General features: G+C 70.0%; 21 protein-coding genes and 6 pseudogenes. 16 read left to right on the plus strand and 11 right to left on the minus strand.

Going from position 1 to position 24,259, the window contains the following annotated elements; all coding sequences use genetic code 11:
• Window positions 1-184: 184 nt before the first annotated feature.
• The 6 genes and pseudogenes from ACGFSA_RS31545 to ACGFSA_RS31570 form a co-directional block, all read left to right on the plus strand.
• A pseudogene (locus tag ACGFSA_RS31545) lies at window positions 185-492 on the plus strand (zinc ribbon domain-containing protein); the annotation flags it as partial.
• A gap of 110 nt (window positions 493-602) precedes the next feature.
• Window positions 603-875, plus strand: coding sequence for a hypothetical protein (locus ACGFSA_RS31550; RefSeq protein WP_393309457.1), 273 nt, complete (start codon window positions 603-605; stop codon window positions 873-875).
• A 353-nt stretch (window positions 876-1,228) separates the two neighbouring features.
• Window positions 1,229-2,002: an alpha/beta fold hydrolase gene (locus ACGFSA_RS31555; RefSeq protein ID WP_393309458.1), complete on the plus strand. Its 774-nt coding sequence runs from the start codon at window positions 1,229-1,231 to the stop codon at window positions 2,000-2,002.
• 299 nt (window positions 2,003-2,301) lie between these two features.
• Window positions 2,302-2,727 (plus strand): helix-turn-helix domain-containing protein, encoded by a 426-nt coding sequence (locus ACGFSA_RS31560; RefSeq protein WP_393309475.1) that lies wholly within the window; start codon window positions 2,302-2,304, stop codon window positions 2,725-2,727.
• Window positions 2,724-3,140, plus strand: a complete 417-nt coding sequence (locus ACGFSA_RS31565) for a hypothetical protein (protein ID WP_393309459.1) — start codon at window positions 2,724-2,726, stop codon at window positions 3,138-3,140. Before ACGFSA_RS31560 ends, ACGFSA_RS31565 begins: the two co-directional genes overlap by 4 nt.
• Window positions 3,101-3,727: a malectin gene (locus ACGFSA_RS31570; protein ID WP_393309460.1), complete on the plus strand. Its 627-nt coding sequence runs from the start codon at window positions 3,101-3,103 to the stop codon at window positions 3,725-3,727. The genes ACGFSA_RS31565 and ACGFSA_RS31570 overlap by 40 nt, the downstream gene beginning before the upstream one ends.
• A gap of 507 nt (window positions 3,728-4,234) precedes the next feature.
• Here the strand turns inward: ACGFSA_RS31570 and ACGFSA_RS31575 are convergent.
• Window positions 4,235-4,897, minus strand: coding sequence for a response regulator (locus ACGFSA_RS31575; RefSeq protein WP_393309461.1), 663 nt, complete (start codon window positions 4,895-4,897; stop codon window positions 4,235-4,237).
• Window positions 4,894-6,051 carry a sensor histidine kinase gene (locus tag ACGFSA_RS31580; protein ID WP_393309462.1) on the minus strand — a complete coding sequence of 386 codons (1,158 nt, stop codon included), beginning with the start codon at window positions 6,049-6,051 and terminating at the stop codon, window positions 4,894-4,896. The genes ACGFSA_RS31575 and ACGFSA_RS31580 overlap by 4 nt, the downstream gene beginning before the upstream one ends.
• Window positions 6,052-6,271: 220 nt before the next feature.
• Between ACGFSA_RS31580 and ACGFSA_RS31585 the strand changes: the two genes are divergently transcribed.
• The 5 genes and pseudogenes from ACGFSA_RS31585 to ACGFSA_RS31605 form a co-directional block, all read left to right on the plus strand.
• Window positions 6,272-7,192, plus strand: a complete 921-nt coding sequence (locus ACGFSA_RS31585) for an ATP-binding cassette domain-containing protein (RefSeq protein ID WP_393309463.1) — start codon at window positions 6,272-6,274, stop codon at window positions 7,190-7,192.
• A gap of 20 nt (window positions 7,193-7,212) precedes the next feature.
• Window positions 7,213-8,037, plus strand: a complete 825-nt coding sequence (locus ACGFSA_RS31590; protein ID WP_393309464.1) for an ABC transporter permease — start codon at window positions 7,213-7,215, stop codon at window positions 8,035-8,037.
• A 78-nt stretch (window positions 8,038-8,115) separates the two neighbouring features.
• Window positions 8,116-8,518: pseudogene (locus tag ACGFSA_RS31595) on the plus strand (transposase); the annotation flags it as partial.
• A gap of 334 nt (window positions 8,519-8,852) precedes the next feature.
• On the plus strand, window positions 8,853-11,054 hold the full coding sequence (locus tag ACGFSA_RS31600; RefSeq protein WP_393309476.1) for a M4 family metallopeptidase: 2,202 nt from the start codon (window positions 8,853-8,855) through the stop codon (window positions 11,052-11,054).
• A gap of 237 nt (window positions 11,055-11,291) precedes the next feature.
• Window positions 11,292-11,654 (plus strand): annotated as a pseudogene (locus ACGFSA_RS31605) (transposase); the annotation flags it as partial.
• Between the two features lie 77 nt (window positions 11,655-11,731).
• On the opposite strand, the gene ACGFSA_RS31610 reads toward ACGFSA_RS31605, so the two are convergent.
• Window positions 11,732-11,860: a hypothetical protein gene (locus tag ACGFSA_RS31610; protein ID WP_393309477.1), complete on the minus strand. Its 129-nt coding sequence runs from the start codon at window positions 11,858-11,860 to the stop codon at window positions 11,732-11,734.
• Window positions 11,861-11,863: 3 nt separating this feature from the next.
• Here ACGFSA_RS31610 and ACGFSA_RS31615 point away from each other — a divergent pair.
• Window positions 11,864-12,508, plus strand: a pseudogene (locus tag ACGFSA_RS31615) (MATE family efflux transporter); the annotation flags it as partial.
• Between the two features lie 100 nt (window positions 12,509-12,608).
• Here the strand turns inward: ACGFSA_RS31615 and ACGFSA_RS31620 are convergent.
• Entirely contained in the window at window positions 12,609-13,175 is a 567-nt protein-coding gene (locus tag ACGFSA_RS31620; RefSeq protein WP_393309465.1) for a hypothetical protein, read from the minus strand.
• A gap of 386 nt (window positions 13,176-13,561) precedes the next feature.
• On the opposite strand from ACGFSA_RS31620, the gene ACGFSA_RS31625 reads away from it, so the two are divergent.
• Together ACGFSA_RS31625 and ACGFSA_RS31630 are read left to right on the plus strand one after the other, a co-directional pair.
• Window positions 13,562-15,376, plus strand: coding sequence for an ABC transporter ATP-binding protein (locus ACGFSA_RS31625; RefSeq protein ID WP_393309466.1), 1,815 nt, complete (start codon window positions 13,562-13,564; stop codon window positions 15,374-15,376).
• Between the two features lie 157 nt (window positions 15,377-15,533).
• On the plus strand, window positions 15,534-16,079 hold the full coding sequence (locus ACGFSA_RS31630; protein ID WP_393309467.1) for a DUF1697 domain-containing protein: 546 nt from the start codon (window positions 15,534-15,536) through the stop codon (window positions 16,077-16,079).
• Window positions 16,080-16,147: 68 nt separating this feature from the next.
• Here ACGFSA_RS31630 and ACGFSA_RS31635 read toward each other — a convergent pair whose 3' ends face one another.
• Genes ACGFSA_RS31635 through ACGFSA_RS31645 form a run of 3 tightly spaced genes read right to left on the minus strand, consistent with a single transcriptional unit; the run spans window position 16,148 to window position 18,686 of the window.
• On the minus strand, window positions 16,148-16,951 hold the full coding sequence (locus ACGFSA_RS31635) for a polysaccharide deacetylase family protein (protein WP_393309468.1): 804 nt from the start codon (window positions 16,949-16,951) through the stop codon (window positions 16,148-16,150).
• A complete protein-coding gene (locus ACGFSA_RS31640; RefSeq protein WP_393309469.1) occupies window positions 16,945-17,811 on the minus strand; it encodes a DMT family transporter in 867 nt (288 codons plus the stop codon). The genes ACGFSA_RS31635 and ACGFSA_RS31640 overlap by 7 nt, the downstream gene beginning before the upstream one ends.
• A gap of 41 nt (window positions 17,812-17,852) precedes the next feature.
• Complete coding sequence (locus ACGFSA_RS31645; RefSeq protein ID WP_393309470.1) at window positions 17,853-18,686, minus strand: SDR family NAD(P)-dependent oxidoreductase; 834 nt, start codon at window positions 18,684-18,686, stop codon at window positions 17,853-17,855.
• 175 nt (window positions 18,687-18,861) lie between these two features.
• Here ACGFSA_RS31645 and ACGFSA_RS31650 point away from each other — a divergent pair, with 175 nt between their 5' ends.
• On the plus strand, window positions 18,862-19,971 hold the full coding sequence (locus ACGFSA_RS31650; RefSeq protein ID WP_393309471.1) for a galactosyldiacylglycerol synthase: 1,110 nt from the start codon (window positions 18,862-18,864) through the stop codon (window positions 19,969-19,971).
• Between the two features lie 89 nt (window positions 19,972-20,060).
• Here the strand turns inward: ACGFSA_RS31650 and ACGFSA_RS31655 are convergent.
• The 4 genes and pseudogenes from ACGFSA_RS31655 to ACGFSA_RS31670 form a co-directional block, all read right to left on the minus strand.
• Window positions 20,061-20,404: pseudogene (locus tag ACGFSA_RS31655) on the minus strand (IMP dehydrogenase); the annotation flags it as partial.
• 92 nt (window positions 20,405-20,496) lie between these two features.
• On the minus strand, window positions 20,497-21,681 hold the full coding sequence (locus tag ACGFSA_RS31660) for an MFS transporter (protein ID WP_393309472.1): 1,185 nt from the start codon (window positions 21,679-21,681) through the stop codon (window positions 20,497-20,499).
• A 114-nt stretch (window positions 21,682-21,795) separates the two neighbouring features.
• A pseudogene (locus ACGFSA_RS31665) lies at window positions 21,796-22,220 on the minus strand (AAA family ATPase); the annotation flags it as partial.
• Window positions 22,221-22,256: 36 nt separating this feature from the next.
• A complete protein-coding gene (locus ACGFSA_RS31670; protein WP_393309473.1) occupies window positions 22,257-23,156 on the minus strand; it encodes a YihY/virulence factor BrkB family protein in 900 nt (299 codons plus the stop codon).
• A gap of 394 nt (window positions 23,157-23,550) precedes the next feature.
• Here ACGFSA_RS31670 and ACGFSA_RS31675 point away from each other — a divergent pair, with 394 nt between their 5' ends.
• Window positions 23,551-23,970 carry a PPOX class F420-dependent oxidoreductase gene (locus ACGFSA_RS31675; RefSeq protein ID WP_393309474.1) on the plus strand — a complete coding sequence of 140 codons (420 nt, stop codon included), beginning with the start codon at window positions 23,551-23,553 and terminating at the stop codon, window positions 23,968-23,970.
• Window positions 23,971-24,259: the final 289 nt, after the last annotated feature.

The raw sequence follows: 24,259 nt of genomic DNA on the forward strand, positions 1-24,259 counted from the left end.
CCTCGACCCCGCGGCCATCACCCGGATCGCCCGAGCCGCCCTCGTCCTGCTCCAGCTCGAACACGGCCGCACCGCCTGAACGAAGATCACAAAGCATCACGAGACGTTACCGAGAAAGGTTCACTGTGGCAGTGAGAGGCAGGCCCGCCGCGTGCGGGACGCTCTCGCGCAGCGATACGGGGACGGCACCTACGCCCCGAACGGGGCTGCGGCAAAGGCCGGGCTGAACCGCTCGATCGCTGATACCGGATGGGGGTGTTCCTCGCGATCCTGAACGCCAAGGCAGAGTGCGCCGGACGGGAAGTGATGGCCGTGGACCCCCGCAACACCTCGCGGCGGTGCCCCGAATGCGGGCACACCGCCAAGGAGAACCGGCCCACACAGGAGAAGTTCCACTGCGTCTCATGCGGCCACAGCGCGCACGCGGACACAGTGGGAGCCACCAACGTTCTACGGGCCGGGCTGGTCCGTCGCGACGCCAACCCGGCATAGCGAGAAGCCCCCTCGTTTACGAGGGGGAGGAGTCACGGCTTCCCCGCACACCGCTGCGGCGGTCGCCCTGATCTGGTCGGCGGCCCCTGCCCTGAAGGGGCAGGTGGCGCATGCCCGTGCTCTCCGTCGGCGACTATACGGTCACCGTCACCAAGTTCGGCTACCTCAAGACGACCGGTGACGTGAAGATCATTGAAGGGCAGACCACCACCAGTGACTTCGCGGTGGAGCAGGTCCCGACGGCCAAGGTCTCCGGAACCGCCACCTCCTCCGCAGGGCCCGAGGCGAAGGCCACGGTCGCCGTGACGGGCACCACGGACGACCAGGGCCGTTACGAGCTCACCCTGCCGCTCGGTAAACACGACCTGCGGGTGTCGTCGTAGTTCCTGTGCGCCACCGACGTCACCGAGCATGTCGAGGTCACCGCCGACAGTACCGGGAACATCTCCCTGCCGGACCGCCCCGACAACTTCGAGTACGCGTGCGCGGCCAAGAAGTCCGACTATGTCGCGGGCACCGACAAGACCGCCCTGACCGGTGACGACAAGCTAAGTGGTTGGCTCCGGAAGCCCTTCGGGGGTTGACTCCTGAGCTGGCGCTGGGTGTGTCTGTTGGTCAGCCGTCGGGCCGGTGAGATGGGGTTGGCAGGCATAGTCGAGGGGCGGCAGGCAGGCGGGAGATCCTGCTCTGCGACGATGGCTGAGTGCCTTACTTCACCTCATATGACGGAACGACGTTGTTCTACTCGGTTACCGGGAGGGGCCCCGTACTGGTCTGTCTGGCCGGCGGGCCCGGCGCGGACGCGCGCGACCTTGGTGATCTCGGCGGACTGGACGGCTTCCGCACCCTGGTCATGCTGGATGCCCGTGCCGCTGGGCAGTCTGAGGTCCCCATGGACCGTGCCAGTTGTGCCTTCACTGAGCAGGCCCGCGACCTGGAGGAACTGCGGCGGAAACTGGAGATCGAACGCCTGGATGTGCTCGCCCACTCGGCAGGCACCCTGACAGCTCAGGCGTTCGCGGCCGACCACCCGGAGAAGTTGGGCAGACTCGTACTGATCACCCCTGTCGGCCTGGTCTCCAGGGAGGTGGATGAAGCCGAGGTGACGGTGATCCGGACGCGGCGTGCCGGTGAGCCGGGCAGCGCCGAGGCGTTGGCGGCCGGGGCGCAGCCCTGGAGTTACGGCGCATGGTCGGAGGCGACGCGCAGGCATTACGAGGCCGAGGCCACCTATCCGCAGCCGTCGTCGTGGCTGCGTGAGGCCTTCTATGTGCGCCCGGTCTCCGAAGCGGCCGCTGCAACTGCGGTCGCCCGCCGTGCTGCTGTACTCAGCCCGGTGCTGGTGGTTGCCGGTTCCGAGGACGGCGTGGCGGGCACGGGGACGGCACGGCGCGTCGCGTCCTGCTACCCAGCCGGCCGCTTGGAGGCACTCTCCGGGTGCGGGCACTGGCCCTGGATCGACAAGCCGACGGCGTTTCGCGACCTGGTCACCGGATTCCTGGACGACTAACGGGAGGCCGGGATCTGACGAATACGGCCCTCGACTGCGGTCCGCGAGTTGGAGCACATAAGCCTGACGAACTCACCGGCGGCCCGTTCGCCGTCGACGTAGGCGAAGGCGCTGCGGATGTGCGGGTCCGTCAGTTGCAGCCAGTCGGTGCGGGCGTGGGCGGTCAGCGGCTGGGCGAACGAAGGGCTTGGTGGGCTCCTGCGGTGTGGGCAGGGCGGCCATCCTGCCCGACAGTGCCCGCGTGGGTGCGACAGGCTATGACACGTCGTGATCCACTTCTGCTGATCGGCCTGCCCGCCATGCCTGTTGCCGCCGCCCGCACGATATCTCTGACGGCCGCGGAGCGGCACCGGCTGAAGAAGGCGGCTCACGGTCACAAGACCGCGCACCAGGACCGGGTGCGGGCGCAGATCGTGCTGCACGCTGCCCGGGGGCGGGGCAACGCGCGCATCGCCCGCGAGACGGGAGTGCACCTGGACACCGTGCGCACCTGGCGGGTCCGGTTCGCCGAGGGCGGACTGCCCGCCCTGGCCGACCGCAAGCGCCCGGGGCGCCCGGGGCGCTTCACCCCGCGCAGGTCGCCGAGGTCAAGGCGCCGGCCTGCCAACTGCCCGCCGAGACCGGCACCCCGCTGTCACGCTGGTCGTGCCCGGAACTGGCGCGCGAGGTCGTCACCCGAGCCATCGCCGGCTCGATCTCCGCCTCCACGGTGCGGCGCTGGTTGACGGAGGACGCGCTCGAGCCCTGGCAGTACTGGTCCTGGATCTTCATCCGCGACCCGGACTTTCGGCCCAAGGCCGCCCGCGTCATGGACCTGTACGCCCGCACCTTCGACGGCCTCCCGCTGGGCGAGGACGAGTACGTGATCTCTGCGGACGAGAAGAGCTCGATCCAGGCCCGCTGCCGCTGCCACCCCACCCTGGCCCCAGGTCAGGCCCGCGCAATACGGGTCAACCACGAATACCGGCGCGGCAGCGCACTGGCCTACCTGGCCGCCTATGACGTCCACCGCGCCCGCGTCTTGGGACGCTGCGAGCCCACCACCGGCATCGTGCCCTTGACGCACCGTGGCTGTCGGTCGAGCCGGCCGAGGGGAATGTGGAGACGGGCAAGGAGGTCTCCGGCACGCTGTCGGTGAATGTCGCCGGGCATGAGCCGGGCGAGGTGCTCACCGCCGACGTGCAGGTGAAGTCGGACAGCGGCCGGGCACCGGTGATCCACGTGCCGGTGAAGGTCGTCGTGCCCCGCTACCAGGCAGCGATCGACTCTGGTGCCGGTGACGGCATCACGGACACGCTCGGCGACACCTGGCAGCCCGACCGGAAGTACACGCAAGGCTCCTTCGGCTACCAGGGCACGTCAAACGTGATGTCGACGAAGAAGGCCATCGTTGGCACCGACGACCCGGTGCTCTTCCAGAACGCGCGGAAGGGCATGGACGAGTACCGGTTCGACAACGTGCCCAACGGCGTCTACACGGTGGAGCTGGACTTCGCCGAGGTGTCGGGCGTCGAGCCGAACGAGCGGGTCTTCGACGTCCTCGCCGAGGACACCAAGGTGGTGTCCTCGCTCGACATCGTCCGCGCGGGCGGCGCCTACACGGCAGTGAAGCGCACGGTCACCGCCACCGTCACCGACGGAGTGCTCAACGTGCGGTTCGTGGGAACGAAGGGCAAGCCGCTCGTCAACGCGATCCGCGTCACCGACCGGCCTGACAAGGCCTGACGCGGCAACACCACAACGGCCCGTCCCGCCGCACGGCGGGGCGGGCCGTCCCGCTTCCGGGTCGGCGACCGGGCGACCGGGACGGTGCACTGATCCGGGTCCGGTCAACGGCGGGCACCGCCGCCCCTGCCCGGTCCGCGAGCAGGGCACCACCTTCAGCGCCGGTCACCGCCTGGCCCTGCGGCCCGGCGAAGAACACGAAGCACTCCGCCAGACCCGCGCCGACCAGGACACCGACACCCGGAAGGAACGCTGCAAGACCCGAGCCTGAGTCGAGGACACCGTCTCCCAGAGCGTCCTACGCCGTGGGCTGCGCAGATCCCGCTACCGCTACCGCATCGTCCGCGCCGCCCAAGCCGGGGCAGCGATCAACGGGGCGTTGTCACTGGTGACGGGCGCGGAGCGAGCACGGGGAGCCGTCAGGAAGGGGTAGGGACGACTTCGCGTACCCGCTCGGCGCGTCGGGCCGGTAGGCGGCCTGGTCGACCGATGTCACCCGAGACGCGCTCAGCGAGGCAGCGTGACCAGCCCCATCTCATAGGCGGTGATCACGAGCTGAACCCGGTCCCGGGCGCCCAGTTTGGCGAACAGCCGTGACACGTGCGACTTGGCAGTGGCCACCGTGATGAAGAGATCTTCCGCGATCTCGGTGTTCGACCGGCCGCGTCCGACCAGGGTCAGCACTTCTCGTTCCCGCTCGGTGATGCCCTCGACCGGCCGTGGGGAGCGCTCCGGGGCGGCCCCGGGGCGCCCGACGAAGTCCGCGATCAGACGGCGCGTCACACCCGGCGCGATCAGTGCGTCGCCGGCCGCGACCACGCGGATCGCCGCAAGGATGTCGTCCAGTGCCATGTCCTTGACCACGAAGCCGCTCGCGCCGGCCCGGAGCGCGCCGTAGACGTGGTCATCCTCGTCGAAGGTGGTCAGGACGAGGACGCGGGTCGTTGCCGGACTTGCCGTGATCAGGCGAGTGGCCTCGATCCCGTCCATGCCGGGCATCCGGATGTCCATCACCACGACGTCGGGGCCGGCATCCCTGACGAGTTGGACCGCCTCGGCCCCGGTGGCGGCCTCACCGACGACCTCCAGGTCGGGGTGATCGGCCATGATCACGCGCAGTCCGGACCGCACCAAGGGCTGGTCGTCGGCGAGCACGACCCGGACGGTCATCGGGCCTCCACCGGAACTCCGACGGGTTCGGGCAGCGGCAGCCGCGCTGCCACCCGGAAGCCGCCCTCGGGGCGCGGCCCGGCGCTGAGGTGGCCGTGCAGCAGGCCGACCCGCTCCCGCATGCCCACGATGCCGAAACCATGGGCCGAACCTCTATCGGTGACGCCGCGCCCGTCGTCGACGACCTCCACGAACAGCTCCTCGTCCCCGTAGTCGATGGCCACCCGACAACGCCCGGTGCCCGCGTGGCGGACCACGTTGGTCAGCGCCTCCTGCACGATACGGTAGGCGGACAGGTCGATGTCGGCCGGCAAGGGACGCTGCTCCCCACTGCGGCGGACGTCGACGCAGACCCCCGCGTCCGCAGTCGCCGCCGCCAGCCGTTCGATGTCCTCCAGACCCGGCGAGGGCGCGAGCGGCGCGTGCCCCGAGGCCGCCGCGTCCAGGTCGGCCTGACGGAGCGCCACCAGCGTGCGCCGAAGACCCGACAGCGTCTCTCTGCTGGTGGACTCGATGGCCAGCAGCGCTTGGCGGGCCTCCGCGGGCTGCGTCTGGATGACCCGGCTCCCGACCCCGGCCTGGATGGCAATGATGCCGATACTGTGCGCGACCATGTCGTGCAACTCCCGTGCGATCCGCAGCCGTTCAGCGGTCACGGCCTCGGCCACCTCCTGCGAACGCAGCGCCACCGCGTGCTCGCGGCGCTCGCGAATCAGCAGACCGACCATGCAGCAAGCCGCCAGCGCCAGCAGGGAGATCACGCCGTTGACGGCCAGGTTGTCCCCGCCGGCGAAGCCGCTGACCACCAGGAGCTGCACGGCGAACGAGACGGCCACTGCGACGATCGCAGCTCGCCGCGTGCAGGTGGCGACAATGAAGCCCAGGACGAGGTCCACCGCCAGATACGACAGGAACTGGCCCTGGTACCACACCGACAGGTTCACATGGACGGAGCCGGGGGTGAACACCACCACGGCGGTGGATCCGAAAAGCGTTATGGCCAGAGCCAGCAGCGGCATGCGTCGCACCACGCCGACGAGCAGGCTCGCGGCCAGCAGCGACCCAACAGCGTGAACCGTGCCCGAAGCCCGCGCCCCGCCCCCCACGAGCAGAACCAGCATGAAGAAGTACAGGACACCCCCCACCCAGGCCATAACCCTCGTTCTCGTCATCGGCGGTGTGCCCCTTCGAGAGGGAGGTTGCGATGCGAAACGCGCAACGGGGTGGTCGGTGTGGCGTCCATGCCGCGAGACTAACCAGCCGCTGCCCGCGCGGCATCGGCCCCGGGATGTACGCCCGCGGGTTGACCCGGCCGCGCGATTGCCGTCCACGGCCCAATGCCCGGACGGGGGACCTCCCGGCAGGGTTGCCCCTGTGATCGAAGTCAACGAACTCACCAAGCGCTACGGCGGCAAGACCGCCGTCGACCATCTGTCCTTCACCGTGCGGCCGGGCCAGGTCACCGGATTCCTCGGCCCCAACGGAGCCGGCAAGACCACCACCCTGCGGGTGATTCTCGGACTGGACGCGCCCACCGGCGGCGCCGCCACCGTCAGCGGCGTCCCCTTCCACCACCACCCACGCGGACTGCGGCACGTCGGCGCCCTGCTCGACGCCGGCCAGGTGCACGGCGGCCGCAGCGCCGCGGCCCACCTGTCCGCCCTGGCCCGCAGCAACGGCATCCCGCTGCGTCGGGTGGAGGAGGTGCTGCAGGAGGTGGGGCTGGCCGAGGCGGCAACCCGCCGCATCGGCGGGTTCTCGCTCGGTATGAAGCAGCGGCTCGGTATCGCCACAGCCCTGCTCGGCGATCCGCCGGTGCTGATGTTCGACGAGCCGATCAACGGCATGGACCCGGAGGGCGTCCTCTGGGCACGCCGCCTTTTCCGGCGCCTGGCCGCCGAGGGGCGCACGGTCTTCCTCTCCAGCCACCTGATGTCGGAGATGGAGAACACCGCCGACCAGCTCGTCGTCATCGGCCGGGGCCGGCTCATCGCCGCCGAGTCGGTACGGGACTTCGCGGCCCGCAGCACCCGCTTCACCGTCGTGGTGGGCACACCGCAGGCCGCCGAGCTGGCAGCGGTGCTGACCGCCGCAGGCGCGTCGGTCGAGCCGGAAGGCTCGGCGGGCGCCGAGAAGCTCGCCGTGACCGGGCTTCCGGCGGACCGGATCGGAGCACTCGCCTTCGACCACCAGATCATGCTGCACGAGCTGTTCACCCGAACCGCCTCACTGGAGGAGGCCTTCATGGAACTCACCGCCGACAGCGTCGAATACCTGGCAGGGCAGCCCCGATGACCCCACTCGCCTCCGCCCCCATGACCACCGCGCCCGTCGCCGAGCCGCTCGCCCGCTTCCGCGACCTGCTCGCCTCCGAGTGGATCAAGATGCGGTCCCTGCGCTCCACCCCGTGGACGATCGCACTCACCACCTTGTTCGTCATCGGGTCCGCCGCCGCGGCCGCGCTGGCGGACTACAACAACCTCGCGGGCTCCAGCCCGAGCACGCGGCAGCCCCCTGACTTCCTGCCCTTCGACGCCTATCCGACGGCCGGCTACTGGACGTTGATGCTCGTCACCGGCAGCATCGGCGCCATCACCGTCGTGAGCGAGTACAGCAGCGGCCTGATCCGCACCACGACCGTGGCCGTCCCTGCCCGCGGTTCGGTGGTGCTGGCCAAGGCGGTCGTCGTCGCCGCGCTCTGGACCGCGGTCGGCACGGTCATCGCCACCGGTTCCTTCCTGGTTTCCCAGGCCATCCTGAACGGGCGGCACGCCGGGGTCCCGATCACCCACCCCGGGGTGCTCAGGGCGCTGGTGGCGTCCGCGCTGCTGGCCCCGGTCTGCGCATTGATCGGCCTGGGCCTCGGCGTCCTGATCCGGCACAGCTCCGCGACCGTGGTCACCACCGTCTTCACCCTGCTGATGCTGCCGACGCTCTTCTCACAGAGCAAGCACTGGTCCGCCGACATCAACCACGCGATGGTCATCAGCGCCTGGAGGCGCCTCGTCCAGAACTGGGGGCCGTCGCCCGAGTCCCACGTGTTCACCGCCACGGTCCCCGGGTCCTGGATCGTGTACGCGCTCTGGCCGCTCGTCGCGGTCGTGCTCGCGGTGGTCGTCGTGCGGCGCCGCGACGTGTGAACGTACCTCCGGGGAGTGGTGGGGGCTTCGCAGGCCTATGCGATGCGCCGGACTTTCGCGAGGCCGGCGCAGCTTGACTCTGTCGGGGCCAACCGGGACGACTTACCGCTGCTCGTGCCCACCCTGGAGGCCGCGAAGGAGCAGCTCGGGCCGCTGCCCGAGCAGGTCGATGTCAACCTGGACCGCGGCTACGACAGCGGCAAGACCCGCACCGCGCTGTCGGAACGCGGCTTCACCGGCGAGATCGCCCGCAAGGGCGTGCCCGCTCCGATCCAGGCCGGCAAGAGATGGGTGGTCGAGCGCAGTCGCGCGTGGATGAACGGCTACGGCGAACTCCGACGCTGCACTGAGAAGCGCAGCCAGGTCGTCGACCTCTACCTCTACCTGTCCGCCACGATTGTCACGCTCCGTATGCGTCATCCGATGCGCCACCCCGCTCTACCGCTGGGACGGACGCCCGACCACCAAAAGGCTCAAGTGACGCCTACTGCCGGGTAGTCCAGCGAACGCCACAGATCGATCAACAACGGATTTCGGCCAAGTTGGCGCCGCGTACATGACGGGCTCCCGTCAAAGCTGGCACGCTTCCGTTCAGTCGCCGCAGAGCACCCTACAAGCGCACGCGCACCACACGATGCGGCGATCACGTCGGACACCGTCCGACCCACTCGCACCTCCAGCTCTACCGGGCGGCAACACCCCCGCCTGCCCGGCTGGCTCCGGCCGTACACATGCGGCCGCTGCAGAAGGAGTTCCGTGTGACTCGATCCTCCCGTAAGGCCGTCGCTGCGAGCGCGTTGATAGCCGGCGCCGCGATGATCGCGGCCACGCTGCCGTCCGGTGTTGCCACCGCCGACACCATGAGCCAGGCCCCGGCCAAGGCCCAGGCCCGCGCCGGCGCACTGCCGGTGCAGTTGTCGCCGTCGCAGCGTGGCGAGTTGCTGGCCGCGGCGAACACGTCCCGGGCGGTGACCGCCAGGTCGCTGCACCTGGAGTCGCAGGAGGCTCTGATCGTCAAGTCCGTCCTGAAGGACGCGGACGGCAGCCTGCACACCCGCTACGAGCGGACCTTCGCCGGACTGCCGGTCCTGGGCGGCGATCTGGTCGTCCACACCGCCGCGAACGGCTCCGCCAAGGGCGTCACCAAGGCCACCAACGCGACCGTCACCGTCGCCTCCACCGTCGCCGCCAAGAGCGCCGACTCCGCGAAGACCTTCGCGGTGGGCCGCGCCAAGGCCAAGGGCGTCGCGAAGGCGACGGCCGGCACCGCCCGCAAGGTCGTCTGGGCCGCGTCCGGCACCCCGACCCTGGCCTGGGAGACGGTGGTCGGCGGCACCCAGGCCGACGGCACCCCCTCCGAGCTGCACGTCATCACCGACGCCAAGACCGGCGCGAAGCTGTTCGAGTTCCAGGGCATCGAGACCGGCATCGGCAACAGCGAGTACTCCGGCCAGGTCACCATCGGCACCACGCTGGCCGACGGCAGCTACTCGATGACCGACGGCACCCGTGGCGGCCACAAGACCTATGACCTCAACGGCGGCAGCTCCGGCACCGGCACGCTGTTCACCGACCCGGACGACACCTGGGGCGACGGCACCACCAGCAACCGGCAGACCGCCGCCGTGGACGCCGCCTACGGCGCCCAGCTCACCTGGGACTACTACAAGGACGTCCACGGCCGCAACGGCATCAAGAACGACGGCGTCGGCGCCTACTCACGCGTCCACTACGGCAACGCCTACGTCAACGCGTTCTGGTCCGACGCCTGCTTCTGCATGACCTACGGCGACGGCGAAGGTAACACCAAGCCGCTCACCTCCATCGACGTCGGTGCTCACGAGATGACCCACGGCGTCACCTCCAACACCGCGGGCCTGATCTACCGCGGCGAGTCCGGCGGCCTGAACGAGGCCACCTCCGACATCATGGCCGCCGCCGTGGAGTTCTGGGCCGACAACGCCTCCGACGTCGGCGACTACCTCGTCGGCGAGAAGATCGACATCCGCGGCAACGGCACCCCGCTGCGCTACATGGACAAGCCCTCCAAGGACGGCAAGTCCGCCGACGCCTGGTACTCCGGTCTCGGCTCCATCGACGTCCACTACTCCTCCGGCCCGGCCAACCACTGGTTCTACCTCGCCTCCGAGGGCAGCGGCGCCAAGACCGTCAACGGCGTGAGCTACGACTCGCCGACCTCCGACGGCCTGCCGGTGACCGCGATCGGCCGGGACGCCGCCGCCAAGATCTGGTACAAGGCCCTCACCACCTACATGACCTCCTCCACCGACTACGCCGGTGCCCGCACCGCCACCCTCCAGGCCGCCGCCGACCTGTACGGGCTGGGCAGCGGCACCTACATCAACGCCGCCAACGCCTGGGCCGCCATCAACGTCGGCCCGCGCATCGTCAACGGCATCCTGCTGACCACCCCCGGCCCCCAGACCAGCGCGGTCGACACCGCCGCCAGCCTCCAGATCCAGGCCACCGGCTTCAACCCCGGTGCCCTCACCTACTTCGCCACCGGCCTCCCCGCCGGCCTGACCATCAACCACACCACCGGCCTCATCACCGGCACCCCCACCACGCTGGGCACCAGCAACGTCACCGTCACCGTCAGAGGCTCCAAACACGGCATCAGCACGGCGACCTTCACCTGGTACGTCGCCAGGGGCATCTTCGAGAACACCACCAACGTGCCGATCCCGGACGGGGGCGCCGCGGTCTTCTCGGACATCGACGTCACCGGGCTCTCGGGCCAGGCGCTGAGCGACCTCAAGGTGGACGTGGACATCAAGCACACCTGGCGTGGTGACCTGGTCATCGACCTGGTCGCCCCCGACGGCACGCTGTACCCGCTGAAGAAGAGCAACTTGTCCGATTCAGCCGACAACGTGATCGAAACCTACACGGTGGACGCCTCCAGCCAGGTCGCCAACGGCACCTGGAGGCTCCAGGTCCAGGACATGTACCGCGGCGACACGGGCTACATCGACAGCTGGAAGCTCATCTTCTGAGCTTGACCATCAACCCCACCAAGATCGTTTCTTGGTGGGGTTCGTCGTTTGCCTGACAGCTGGGCGGCCTTTGGGTGATCGTGTCTTCTCGCTGAAGTCGACAGTCGATCAACCCAAAGGCCGTGATGGACAGTCTGCAAGACGATGCTGCACGCGTCGAGGCCCTGGCCGGGGTGTCCCGGTTTCGGCGCGAGTTCTACGAGTGCCTTACGCTGCGGGCGGATGCCCTGTTCGAACTGGTGGATGCGGTGCGACGTCGACCGCCTGTGGCGGATCTTCCTTCGAAGATTCGACATCGAACACACCTTCCGCTTCTTCAAACAGACCCTCGGCCTGACCCGCCCCCGCCTACGCACTCCCGAGCAGACCGACCGGTGGGTGTGGCTGATCCTCGCCGCCTACGCCCAGCTACGCCTCGCCCGGCCTCTCGCCCAGGACCTGCGCAGGCCCTGGGAGAAGCCGCTGACACCGGATCAGCTCACTCCCGGCCGGGTCCGCCGCGGCTATCCCGGCATCCAGCGGATCCTCGGCACTCCCGCCAGTACGCCGAAAGCCACCCACCCCGGGCCCGGCCACAGCCGGCAACAGGAGCAGAATCGCGGGTGTCGGGGTGCCCCAGAGCCAGCCCCTGGCCCCCGGGTACCCGGCTGAGCGCAGGCCCGTGAGTGTGTCAGCGGTCATGAGCGTTCTCCCAGCGTGCGGGCGCGTACGAGGTCGGCGGTCAGCAGGACGAGGCTGATCGCGACGGTGCCGTACCCGGACAGGACCTGCTTGACCATGGCCTCACGGTCGACGACCAGGCGCATCGCGGCGTGCCGATTGCCGCGACCTACGGCTCGGAAGCCGGCTTCTTCTCCCTCACCGCCCTCATGGCCGGTTCCTTCGGCCCCGACGCACTTGCCGCGCACACCGCGGTCAACCAGCTCGTCTACATCGTCTTCCAGTTCGCGGTCGGCCTCTCCCACGCAGCGTCCATCAACGTCAGTCGCGAACTCGCCCTCGGCAACCACGACGACGCCCGCCGCATCAAAAACACCGCCCTGGCCTGCGCGGCAGCGGTCATGGCCGTTGTCGGGGTGTTCTACCTGACGCTCCCCGAACTGGCTCTGGCCCCGTTCCTCGACTCCGGCTCCAGTCAGGCGCTCACCACTGCAACCCACCTGCTGATCGTCACCGCCTTCCTGCAGTTCTTCGACTGCGCCCAGAACATCGGCGTCGGACTCCTGCGCGGCCTCGACGACACCAAGAGCGGCTTGCGCATCACTCTCATCGGGTACTGGGCCGTCGGCCTCCCCGCCACCTGGCTGCTCGCTTACCCCATCGGCCTCCACACCCTCGGCATCTGGCTCGGCCTCCTCACCGGCCTCGCCACCACCGCAGTCCTCCTGCTCTGCCGCTACACCCACTCCCTCGACCGACGTCACCCCGGCGCAGGCCTCCCCGCCACGGTGTAGGGCATCACCCCGACCACTGCCCACGCAGGCTTCCTGCCTGCGCCTGGAAAGGCGCCGCACGGGAGTTTCCGTGCGGCGCCCCCATGGTGGGCAGGTCGCGTTACTTCAGCGCATACGCCCGGGTGACGGTCTGGACCGTGCGGTTGCCCGCCTTGTCCCAGACTTCGGCTTTGATGCTGACGTACCCGTTCGAGCCGGACAGTTTCGCGTTGGTGAACCGGGCCTTGAATGAGTTGTCGTCGGCCCGGTCGACGTCGACGCTCTTCCAGGTGGCGCCGTCGTCGTAGCTGACGGAGAACTTCGCCCCGGCCATCCGGCTGTCGCCGGTGAAGCCCTGGGCGCGGGAGGCGTCCAGGGCGATCGTGGAGCGGCTGCCCGCGGCCACCTCATTGAGCAGGGAGGTGTCCATCCGGTAGTGGAGCTGGATGACGGGCAGTGCCGCGCAGGCGGTCGCCTGGGGGATGGTCGCCTTGCAGTCGGGTGTCTCTATCGACTTCGGCGCCTCGGAAGTGAAGCCGTACTGGGTGACGACCTTGCCGCCGAGCTTCACTGTGCTGTCGACATGGGTGTCGGTGGAGACAAAGGTGTAATCGGCCTTCTCCGGCACGAAAATCTTGGAGTTGCCGGTGATCTGCTCGCCGTTGCGGTACTCCAGGCGTCCACGCACCCTTGCGAACGCGGACGTGACCGTCTCCCGCCGAATGAAACGTCACTCCAGGCAGCCGGATCAGCCATCTTGATGCGGCGGCGAGTTTCTCGGCGAGGCGCTCTGGGCGGGGTCTTACCTGCATGCGGGGGTTGCCGCCAGCTGAGAAAAACGCTTGGACTCCGCGGGCGCTGTCGCGGGACACTGACGTTCCGGGCCTGGCCTCCCCGTACTCGCACCTGTGCGTCGCCACGAGTTGCGCGGGGGCTCTGCCGCCGTGCCCCGCCTGTCGCACGACGACCCGAGCGACGCACTCACTCGAACGGAAGCTCCGCGCGGCCACTGAGGCAACGGCTTCACCCCGCAGAAGCACGAGGCGGGCCGCCGCACGACCACACAGGGTTGGTATGGGATCGCCTGAATCGCGCCAAGCGCCGGGCAGGGGCTCGGTGCTCCTCGCACTTCGTTACTACGGACGGGAGTTGGCCAGGCTCCGGCGGCTGACGGTGCCCGCGATGCTGTTGCCGGCGCTCGGCAACATCGGCATTGCCTACATCGCGCCGCTGGTCGTCGCGAAGCTCGTCGGCCGAATCGCCGGCGACTCCGGTACCACCATCGGCTCGACGCTGCCCTACGTCCTTGCCTTCGCCGGTGTGCTGCTCCTCGCGGAGGCGCTGTGGCGTATCGGCCTGCACTTCCTGAACCGCCTCGATGCCCTCGGCATCGAGCACCTGTACGTGAGAGGCATGGACGAACTGTTCGCCAAGGACGCCGCGTTCTTCCACGACAACTTCGCCGGGTCGCTGACCAAACGGGTCCTGAGTTTCGCCACCCGCTTCGAGGAGTTCGTCGACACGCTGACGTTCTCGGTCGTGGGCAGCTTCGTGCCGCTGGTGTTCGGTTCGGTGGTGCTGTGGCGCTACGAACCCCTGCTCGTTGTCGGGCTGTTGGCGATGATCGCGCTGACGGCGCTGTGTGTGGCGCCGCTCATCCGTCGCCGCCAGTCGCTCGTCAAGCAGCGCGAGGAGGCGATCGCCCGGGTGTCGGGCCACGTCGCCGACAGCCTGATGAACATGGATACGGTTCGGGCGTTCGCCGCCGAGAAACGCGAGGCCGCCGAGCACCGGTCCCGCGTCGCGGAGTCACGGCGACTCACGCTGAGGTCGTGGGACTACGGCAACCTGCGCATCGACACGCTGGTCGCGCCGATGTCCGTGCTGACCAACGCGATGGGCCTGCTGCTCGCGGTTACTCTCGGCGGTGGTGGGCACGGCGTGGAGGCGGTCGTTGTCGCCTTCACGTACTACACCAACGCGACGCGGATCATGTTCGAGTTCAACCAGATCTACCGCCGCCTGGAAAGCTCGATGACGGAGGCCGCGCAGTTCACCGAACTGCTCCTGACACCGCCGACCGTGCTCGACCCGGCGTCGCCGGAGCCGCTGCTGTCCCGGGCCGCCGATGTCCGCTTCGAGCAGGTGACCTTCGCCCACGCGGGTGCGGAGCCGCTCTTCGAGCGCCTCGACCTGGCCGTGCACAGCGGGGCGAAGATCGGCCTCGTCGGCCGGTCCGGCGGGGGCAAGACCACGCTCACCCGGCTGTTGCTGCGGATGACGGACATCGACGCCGGCCGGATCCTGATCGGGGGGCAGGACATCAGCACGCTCCGTCAGGCCGATGTGCGAAGCCTGATCGCCTATGTGCCGCAGGACCCGGCGATGTTCCACCGCACGCTGCGGGACAACATCGCCTTCGCCCGGCCGGACGCCACCGACGCCCAGATCCGCCGCGCGGCCGAGGCGGCGCATGTCACGGAGTTCGCCGACGCGCTGCCGGACGGCTTCGACACCATGGTGGGCGAGCGCGGTCTCAAGCTGTCCGGCGGACAGCGCCAGCGGGTCGCCCTCGCCAGGGCGATCCTGCGCGACGCGCCGATTCTGCTGCTCGACGAGGCGACCAGCGCCCTGGACTCCGAGAGCGAGATCCTCGTCCAGGAGGCGCTGTGGCGGCTCATGGACGGGCGGACGGCGCTCGTGGTGGCGCACCGGCTGAGCACGGTCGCCACGATGGACCGGCTCGTAGTCCTGGACCGCGGTCGGATCGTCGAGCAGGGCACGCACCAGGAGCTGCTCGCGTCGGACGGCGCCTACGCGAAGCTGTGGCAGCACCAGTCGGGCGGCTTCCTCGACGGCACTCCCGCGCCGCAGGCCGACCTGCACTGAAGACCGGCCCGGTGGGAGGCGGCATCGATCCCGGCGCCGGGAAGGTGGATGCCGTCGGCGGCCATCCGCGCGAGGTCGTCGAGCTCGCCCGTCCGTCACCGCTACGCTGGCGGGCGCACGCCGAGGTTCCCCCTTTCTTGCGGACAGGTGGTTGGATTTGCTGTACATCGCGTTCCTGCGCGGGATGAATGTGCCGGGCCGTTCGGTGAAGATGGAGTACTTGCGCAGCCTGTTCACGGACATGGGATTCGACTCCGTGCGCAGTTACATCCAGAGCGGGAACGTCTTCTTCGAGTCCGGCGAGACCGACCGTGCCGTGCTCAGTGACCGGATCGGTGACCATCTCGGAGAGACGCTCGGCTACGAGGTCGCGGTCTGTCTGCGTACGGTCCCGGAACTGAAGGCGCTGATCGCGCTCGACCCGTTCAAGGACGTCACGGTCACCCACGACATGCGCTGCTGCGTGGTGTTCACGACCGAGCGGATCGATCCGGACCTGGCTCTGCCGCTGATCTCCCCGAAGAAGGACATGGAGATCATAGGCAGCACCGAGTACGACGCCTTTGTCGTCTGGTATCTGATCAACGGCAGGGCACCCGCGGCCAAGGGATTTCAGGAACGCGCGCTGGGACGCGACGCGACGACGCGTTACTTCCACACCGTGGTGAAGATTCTCGACGCGGCCAAGAAGGGCGCTTCTTGACGCTCCATTCCGGGCTTGGCCAAGGCCTGCACCCCATAGAAAGTGCGTGATGCACATCCGGTAATTGGTCACCCGTGGCGTTGGGTCCGGCGAAGGTGTGTGCCGGTTTCGACGTGTCCGATGCCGTGCTCGGCCAGCGGGCCGACGCTCAGACCGAGTCGACGGCACTCGGCGAGCAGGCCGGGCAGCGCATCCAGCGTGGCTCGCCACGCGCCCGGCGCGCTCCACCCGTCCGCGTCGTGCAGCAGCACGGTGCCACCGCCGGTCAGACCCGCGAGGACCGATGTCCTTACGGAGCGGGCATCGGCGGCCGCCGTCCAGTCCCGGCCCCATGCCGACCACAGCACCGGTCGCAGCCCGGCGCGGCGGGCAGCAGCGAGGCGGCCGCCGGTGAGGATGCCGTAGGGCGGCCGGTACCACTGCGGGACGGTCCCACAGATCTGCTGTACCGCGCCGGCGGTTCGCTTCACCTCCCGTACGTCGCGCAGTGGCGCGGGGAACCAGGGGCGCTCGTGATGCCAGCCGTGCACCGCGACCTCGTGACCACCCGCCACCAGCGCCCGGCCAAGGGCGGGGTGACGTTCCAGCGATTCGCCGACGACGAAGAAAGTGGCCCGCACCCGGTACTCGTCCAGGACGCGCAGGACGTGCGGGGTGCTCGCCGGGTCCGGCCCGTCGTCGAAGGTCAGTGCCACGTGGGAGGGATGACCGCGGCCGTCCAGCGAGGGGCTGAGGATCCTCCGTACGGGCGGCAGCCAAGTGGCGGCGGGCCCCATGTGCCAGGCGGCAGCCACCCCGGCGGCCGCACCCAGAGCGCCGGCCACCGCGCCGGGTGACACCGCCGTCCGCCCTGTGGCGGAGCGTCTTACCATCGCTGTTCGTCCTTTCCGGAGACCACGGGGGAACTGCTCAGATGCACGCTGGCGAACGCGATGAGCCCGAGCGCCGCAGCCTCCGGCAGCACCCGCCAGCCCAGTTCGATCCGCTCCTCGAACAGCAAGACGCCGAGAATGACGCTCAGCAATGAGTCGCCGAGAGTGAGCGCGGGCTGCGAGGCGCCCAGCGAGCCCGCCCGCAACGTGGCTTGCAGCATCAGGAACGAGCCCAGGCCGACGGCCGCGGCCGCGTAGATCTGCCACGTGGTGAACAGCACCCCGACTCCGCCGGACAGCAACCCGAGCGTGTCCTTGATCAGCGCCGCGGTGAAGGAGAAGCCGATGGCGGTCGCTGACCCCAGCACCACCGCACGGGCGGAGCCCCGCAACCCTGATCCCACCAAGATCAGCACGGTCGACACGGCGACGGTGGGCACAGCACTGAGCAGCCACCTCTTCGGCAGCACGGTGTCCACGCCACCGGTCGGACCGGCCAGCAGGAGGAAGGCCGCCAGGCCCAGCGCCATACTGAGGAACGCCCCCCAGGTCCGCGCCCCGGGCGGCCGCCGGAAGACGGCCACAGCCAGCACCGACGTGAACAGCAGCTCCGTCGTCATCACCGGCTGCACCACAGCCAGTGGCCCGGTCGCCAGGGCGAGGGCCTGCGCCAGCCCCGAGACGAGCAGCAGTCCCGCACCCCAGCGCCAGGCCGGGCGGCGGACGAAGCTCAGGCTCCCGAAGCGATGGCTGCCCGTGAGGCCGGGCAGGTCCGCTGCCGCAGCGCGGCGCTGCAGCACGGAGGCTGCCGCGTTCCCGAGCGCGGCGAACAGCGCCAGCACCACGGAGACGATGATCACGTGTCACCCACCCTGCGCGCGTGTCCGTTGCCGGGGGCCGTTCAGCCGAACCGCATGGCCAGCCTGCGGAAGAGCCGCGGAGCCACGCCCTGCAGCCGCCCCGGCACGCCCAGCCAGCGCGGCACGGTGATCTCGTCCCGGCCACCGGCGAGTGCCTTCTCGACCGCTGCCGCGACCCGCCCGGCGGGTACCGGCCGTGGCCAGGACCGCGTGTACGGGGTGCCACGGCGGGTGAAGAACGGCGTGTCCACGGGACCTGGCAGCACCAGGCAGACTTGGACGCCCGTGCCCCGGAGTTCGTAGCGCAGGCTCTCCGCGAACGCGATCAGCGCGCCCTTCGTTGCCGCGTAGACCGCCTCGTCCCGTACACCGAACCGGCCGGCGACAGAGCCGATCAGCACCAGCCGGCCCGACCTGCGGGACACCATCTGCGGCAGCACCAGGCGGACGAGGTGGAGGACGGCGCAGATGTTGACACTCACCAGACGGTCCACCGTGGCGGGCGGCATGTCGGTGTACGCACCCGCCCAGCCGAGCCCCGCTCCGGCAACGAGTGCGTCGACTCTTCCGCTGTGCGCCAGTGCCGCCTCGGCCAGTTTGCGGCAGCCCTCCTCGGAGGCCAGGTCCATCGGCAGCGCGGCACCGGCGGTACGGGCGGCGACACTGCCGAGCCGGCCCTCGTCCCGCCCGTTGAGCAGCAGCTCCCATCGCCCACCGGCCGCGAGCCGGGATGCGATTTCGGCGCCGATACCGGAGGAGGCCCCGGTGATCAACACGACCGGCCGCGGGCCGGGGGCGGGCGGACCGGCCGCGACCGACCGCGTCGCGTCGGTCCCGGTTGCCGGGGTGCCGTGGGCTGGGTGGCTCTTGCGCATGGGCTTCCGTCCTCCGGGGCCGCCGACATCCTGGTGAAGCACCAGCCGGTAGCGACCCGTACCGAGTCATCCTTCATGCAACCAGCGCACCGGCAAACGCGCTCGTCCGCACCTGGGCTAACGGCCCGCCCGTCCGGGGTTGGCGCACCGGCCGCGATGCGACGAATATCCAAGAATGGGACGCCGGATTCTGATCGTCAGCGCGAGCATGGGCGCCGGACACGACGCCGTCGCCGCCGAACTGGCCGGGCGGCTGCGGGCCGGCGGCCACCTGACCGCGCGTGTGGACCTCCTCGACCTACTGCCCCCCGGCGCCGGGCGCGGGCTGCGCGCCGCATACCGCACGGCGCTCCGCCACTGCCCAGGGGCCTACGCGGCGGTCTATTCGGCATTCTTCCGCGACCGCGGAGACCAGCACGACCGGAGCGGCTGGGCACCGAGCACCGGGCCGCTGGCCGCAGCCCTGGAGCCACGCCTGCGCGACGTCGTCGAGCGCTGGCGCCCGGATGCGCTCGTCTCCACCTTCCACCAGGCTGCTCAGGTCACAGGGCGGCTGCGGGCCCACGGCGGTGACTGCCCGCCCAGCACGGTCGTGGTCACCGACTTCGCCGTGCACCGGCAGTGGCTCCATCCCGGAAACGACCTGCACCTGTGCCTGACCGAGGCCGCCGCGGCACGCGTCCGTGCCAGGACCGGACGCCTGGCGGAGGTGTGCGGCCCGGTCGTGCCTCCGGCCTTCGCCGCGGCGGCCCACGAGAATGCCGGCGGGCGGCCGTCGCGCTGGGCGCGGGAGTTCGCGCGGCGCGGCCCCGGCCGGCCTGCCGTGCTGCTTTCGGCCGGTGCCTGGGGCGTGGGACAGGGGCTGACCGATACCGCGCTCCTGCTCGCCGGCGCAGGCCACCTTCCGGTGCTGCTGTGCGGAAGGGACGAACGACTGCGGACCCGCGCTGCGACGCTTCCCGGCGTCCTGGCGCTGGGCTGGGTGGAGGACCTGCCTGAGCTCATGGCGGTATCGAGCGCCCTGGTGGACAACGCCGCGGGGCAGACGGCCGTGCAGGCCCTCGCCGCCGGCGTACCGGTCGTCGGATACCGGCCGATCCCCGGCCACGGGTCCGAGGGCGTCGGTGAGATGGCCGCCGCAGGCCTCACCGAACACGCTGCCGACACGATCGGGCTGCTCAGTTCACTCGACCGGGTGCTGCGCCCCGGCCCCGACCGGGAGCGACGGATCGCCGCCGGGCAGGCTGTCTTCACCGCGGACGCGGCCGAACTGGTCGCCTGGTGAGCGGCGTACGGCGGGAACGTACGGACGCTTGTACCCGGGTGGTGTGCCGCCGGCGCGGGCCACGCTCGCGTCAGCGGCACGGGGCCGTGTCAGGGACGCAGCAGTGCCTTGATGGCGCGGCGCTCGTCCATGGTGCGGTATCCCTCGGCGACCTCGTCGAGGGACAGCGTCAGGTCGAACACCTTGCCCGGGTCGATACGGCCGTCCAGGACCCGGTCGATGAGGTCGGGCAGGAAGCGGCGCACGGGCGCCGGGCCGCCGCGCAGTCCGACGTGCGAGTAGACAGCTGCTCGCCGTCGATCGCCACGCCGTGCGGGACGCCGACGAAGCCGACGTTGGCGCCAGGGCGGGTGGAGCTCAGGGCCTGGAGCATGGACTCCTGGGTACCGACGCACTCCAGTGTCGAGTCCGCGCCGACCCCCCCGGTCAGTTGCCAGTTATGGGACCTCAGGCGCGCCGCGCTCGGTGGTGGCGGCCGGCGGCGGCCCGGCCACCGCCGATCTGGCAGGTCGGTCGATCTGGAGGTCATGGGATGGCGGCTCGCCACGCGGGATGCAATGCGGGATAGAGGCTGACGAGGAGATAACCAGCCGCGATCACGAGCAAAGCCGTGGTGAGGCTGGTCATGGCGACCAGCAGGCCGGCGCCGAAAATGCCCACCGGCACCGCGGCCACAACCGCGGCCATGATCGCGCCGGACACACGTCCTCGGAGCTCCGGGGGAATACGGCTGAACTGGACAGCGGTCAACAGCGGGTTCACTGGTCCAGCAGCGATGCCGGCGAGAGCCATGGTGACGACAAGCGTGGCAGTTCCGGGCATCGCAGCGATGACGAAGAACTTCGGGGCCCCGGAAATCAGCAACGCGCCGGTCAGGATTACGTGCCGGGGGAACCGATGCCCAACTGCACCGAACAGGACCGCGCCCGCCACGGCGCCGGCGCCGAAGGCAGCGACCGAAAGCCCCAGGGCGAGCGGGTTGTCGAGCACCTGCTCGGCCAAGGTGGGCAGCAGCACGGTGAACAGGGCGTTGTCGGCCATGTTGGCGAACATGAACACCACGAGGATCCGGGGCAGCAACGTGTCCTCGCGGATGAACCGCAGCCCTTCCCTGAGCTCCGCGAAGTACCGCGACGTGCCTTTCGACAGGTGCGGAGCCTTGCGGGGCGACGCTCGGGGCACAGTCAGTCCCACGAGCAGGGCCGATACCAGGAAGCTGGCCGTATCCAGGTACAGCACAAGGATTGGCCCGAGAGCTGCGAGGAGCACGCCGCCGAGTAATCCGCCGGTGAGCTGGGCGACACGCATCACTGTCTCGTGCGCGCTCATCGCCCGTTCCAGCCGCATACCGCCGGCTTCGGCCAGGTCGGGCACGAGGGAGCGGCGGGCTGTTGTGCCTGGAACGTCGAGCATCGAGCCGGCGAACGTGAGGACCAACAACAGCCAGAACGACAGGTGGCCCAGCATGTACAGGACCGGGATCGCGGCCACCGTCACGCCGCTGGCCAGGTCGGCCAGGACACTGCTGCGGAAGAACCCCATGCGGTCCACCAGGGGGCCGCCGAACATCCCGGCCAGCACCACGGGAACGAAGTAGGCGACCCCGCTCAGCCCGGCCCGTGCGGGATCACCGGTGGTGTCCAGCACGAACCAGGGAATCGCGATCAGGGCGATCCGGTTTCCCGCGACCGACACCGCCTCGGCTGCCAAGACAGCGCCAAGCGCTCGCCGTGCCGCAGCCGTTGACGTGCCTGAAGAAGTCACTTGGTTGCCGGCTCCCGGTCCATGACGGTGGCCTGGTCAGTCGGAAAGTACCAGTCCATCGAGGTCGTCCTGCTCGGGCTGGATGGTAGCGGCGATGTCGCGCATGGGACCGATGCGTGGGCGCTCGATCTCGCTGGCGACGATACTGCTTTCCCGCGCCTCGCCCTCACTGAGGTGCTCGTCCTCCAGGCCGGTGAGGTCGGCCGAGTCACCGCGGCTGGCAGGTGACCAGCCGAAGCGGCGCCGGACGGCGACGGCTTGAGGGTTGCGGGCGCTTGCCTGGTAGAAGGCGCGCGCCACTGGCGCGCGCCAGTCGACCACCAGCGGCGGGGCGGACGGATCGTGTGCGATGCGCACACGCCCGATGTGGTAATCCTGCCCGGCGTGGTCACTGGCGGCCTGGGGGCCCGGGCGAAGTCGAGGCGCCCGAAGAACAGCGGGCCCTCGGGCAGCTCCCGAAGTTCCTTGGCCTGGCTGCGCAACAGCGGCCCCGCGCCGCCGCCACCGACGCACCGGCGCTGTTACCGAGCTCCCTGCACCGGCCGTGCCAGCTCGACATTGAACTGGGCCCCGGCCAGCAGAGCGAGATTGGTGAACCAGACCCAGATCAGGAAGACGACGAGCCCGGCGAGCGATCCGTACAGCCGGCTGTAGGAACCGATGTGGGTGGCGTACAAGGTGAACCCGGCCGATGCCACGAGCCACAGGGACGCGGCGAGCAGTCCGCCGGGCAGCCCTCGCCGCAGCCCCTTGGCTGCCGCCGGGCCGGTACGGAACAGCACCGTGATCAGACAGGCGACGAGGAATATCAGGATGGGCCACTTCAGCACCGTCCACACCGTGTCACTTGCGTGTGCGAGGCCCATCCGGTGTCCCAGCCAGTGGGCCGGCGGCCCGGTCAGCACCAGCGCGAACGCGCTGGCCATCAGCAGCAGGAGCAGTCCGATGGCGGTGGTCACGATGATGTGCGCCTTGCGCAGTGCGGGCCGTGTGTCGCGGACGCCGTACAGGGCGTGCAGAGCACGGCGGAAGACGGCCAGGTAGCTGGAGGCGGACCACACGGCGCTGACGGTTCCCGTCGCGACCAGCAGCCATACGGCGCCGCGTTCCTGGGTCGCGGCTTCCAGGGGTTCGCGCAGCGCGGCGCCGGACTCCGCGGGAGCGAAGGCCGTGATGTCGGTGATCAGCGCGTCGGTTGCTCGGGGGTTGGCCAGGCCGATGAGGGCAACGGTGACCAGGAGCGCCGGGAGCAGGGCGAGGATGGCGTAGTACGTCAGGGCGGCGGCCCAGTCCGAGAGGTCGTCGTTCCACAGGGAGACGGGGGTGCGCCGCAGGGCGGCCCGGTAGTGGGCCGCCCGGCCCGAGGGCGCGCCCTGGCGGGGGACGGGTCCTGAGGCGGTGGGTGTGGTCTTGCTGGGCACGCTGGTCTCCGGGGGGACGTGGTCAGGCACGGCGCGGCCTGGCGGCGCCGGGGGAGGCAGTGGATCCCCCGGGGTACGGACGTCCTTTGCTACCACCTTTCCTCGTGCCTCCGATCATGGGTCGTACTCCTGCCGTGTCCAGGGCCACCTGCACTACCGGACGAGTCTGTCCTGGCTGCCCAGATGCGGGACGCGCGCGCCTCGACCCCGTGCGCCACCAGCCCATTCGTGTACTCGGCACGGGCCGCACGGGACGCGATGCCGTCCGTTGACCCGAAGCTGCGGCGCGTGGTCCGGTCCGACGGGGCGTGAGGCCTTCGGCACGCCGGGATGTGGCACGGTGAACATGCAGCCCAATGGATCACCCGGAATGGATCACCGAGGAGGAGATTCCGTGTCGAAGCCACCGCTTCCCGAGACCGCGATCGCCATGCTGAAGAAGCCCAACCCGGCCGTCATCACGACGCTTCGGGCCGACGGCCAGCCAGTGTCCACGGCCACCTGGTACCTCTGGTACGACGGCCGGATCCTCGTCAACATGGATGAGGGCCGCAAGCGGCTCGAGCACATCCGCAACGACCCCCGGGTCACGCTCACCGTGCTCGACGAGGGGAACTGGTACACCCACCTCAGCATCATCGGGCACGTCGCCGACGTACGTGAGGACAAGGACCTCACCGACATCGACCGCCTGGCCCAGCAGTACCTCGGCACGCCGTACCCGCAGCGGGACCGCGGCCGGGTCAGCGCCTGGATCGAGATCGACCGCTGGCACGGCTGGGGCACGCTCAAGGAGAACAGCCAGCCCGGCTGACCCGCGCGCCGCGGCGGTCGGTACGCACGCTCTCCGCCGTGTCGGGATCACCCACACACGACCTGTACAAGGGCGACCCTGCGTCTCGCGATCGCACGCACGGCTGTCAGCGGGCTGCGCTGAGGGGCGTACGTCGTGACCAGAGGCGACCCGGGGGTAACCGGGCATACGGCCCGCTCCGCGCCGGTGGCCGCCGGCGGTGGGGGGGGGGGGGGGGGGCCCGCGGGGGGGGGGAGTACGGACCCCCCCCCCCCCCCCCCCCCCCGGGCCGGGCCCCGGCCCCGCCCCG

The organism is Streptomyces sp. NPDC048496 (assembly GCF_043200055.1).
GTDB lineage: Bacteria > Actinomycetota > Actinomycetes > Streptomycetales > Streptomycetaceae > Streptomyces.

Coding starts and splice junctions, on each gene's coding strand:
- ACGFSA_RS31590 (WP_393309464.1), top strand. CDS start 7,213: ATGACCACCGCGCCCGTCGCCGAGCCGCTCGCCCGCTTCCGCGACCTG.
- ACGFSA_RS31635 (WP_393309468.1), bottom strand. CDS start 16,951: ATGGTAAGACGCTCCGCCACAGGGCGGACGGCGGTGTCACCCGGCGCG.
- ACGFSA_RS31550 (WP_393309457.1), top strand. CDS start 603: ATGCCCGTGCTCTCCGTCGGCGACTATACGGTCACCGTCACCAAGTTC.
- ACGFSA_RS31625 (WP_393309466.1), top strand. CDS start 13,562: ATGGGATCGCCTGAATCGCGCCAAGCGCCGGGCAGGGGCTCGGTGCTC.
- ACGFSA_RS31600 (WP_393309476.1), top strand. CDS start 8,853: ATGATCGCGGCCACGCTGCCGTCCGGTGTTGCCACCGCCGACACCATG.
- ACGFSA_RS31650 (WP_393309471.1), top strand. CDS start 18,862: ATGGGACGCCGGATTCTGATCGTCAGCGCGAGCATGGGCGCCGGACAC.
- ACGFSA_RS31645 (WP_393309470.1), bottom strand. CDS start 18,686: ATGCGCAAGAGCCACCCAGCCCACGGCACCCCGGCAACCGGGACCGAC.
- ACGFSA_RS31575 (WP_393309461.1), bottom strand. CDS start 4,897: ATGACCGTCCGGGTCGTGCTCGCCGACGACCAGCCCTTGGTGCGGTCC.
- ACGFSA_RS31610 (WP_393309477.1), bottom strand. CDS start 11,860: ATGCGCCTGGTCGTCGACCGTGAGGCCATGGTCAAGCAGGTCCTGTCC.
- ACGFSA_RS31560 (WP_393309475.1), top strand. CDS start 2,302: ATGCCTGTTGCCGCCGCCCGCACGATATCTCTGACGGCCGCGGAGCGG.
- ACGFSA_RS31580 (WP_393309462.1), bottom strand. CDS start 6,051: ATGGCCTGGGTGGGGGGTGTCCTGTACTTCTTCATGCTGGTTCTGCTC.